Origin of the sequence: Marivita sp. S2033, assembly GCF_046592965.1 — a bacterium.
Classification (GTDB): domain Bacteria; phylum Pseudomonadota; class Alphaproteobacteria; order Rhodobacterales; family Rhodobacteraceae; genus Marivita.
On sequence record NZ_JBISBV010000054.1, the window covers coordinates 1 to 545 of the forward strand.

Sequence of the window (545 nt, forward strand, 5' to 3'; positions counted from 1 at the left end):
CTAGCAACTGTATCTTCAACTTGCTGGAACGGCCCATTTCTGGCTTGATTTACAGAGGGCGTTGACGATTGTAATGAGCTTTCGAGCGACAGCTGTAATGACGACCTTGTGTGGCTTTCCTGCGGCCCGCAAACGATCGGCGAAGATTTTCAGGACTGGATTGTGATGGCTGGCGACAAGAGCAGCCTGGAACATGACATGTCGCAGCAGCCGCCGACCGCCTCCAATTGCACGCTTGCCTCGCATCGCCCCGCTGTCATGTGCAATGGGGGCCAAGCCTGTGAGGGCAGCAGCTTGCTCGCCACTGATCTGACCGAGTTCCGGCATTTCTGCGATTAGCATTGTGCTGGCAACTGGGCCGATTCCAGGAACGGAACGCAGGATATCCGCAGTCATGGCAAGGCTCGCATCGGCTGCGATGATATCTTCGATCTGAGCTTCGAGCCCGGCAATTTGGCTGTCGAGCAAGCCTTTGAGGTCTTCGTCCATGGCTGCAAACATCTCGGTTGATCCGAGCTTCCCCTGCGCCTTGATCTGCCCAAGAA

1 protein-coding gene is annotated in these 545 nt (G+C 56.1%); it reads right to left on the minus strand.

Annotated features, from left to right (window positions below; genetic code table 11):
* Positions 1–15: 15 nt before the first annotated feature.
* Positions 16–545 (minus strand): transposase (locus tag ACGKZZ_RS17280; protein WP_411224757.1); only part of this gene is annotated, 530 nt, incomplete at its 5' end.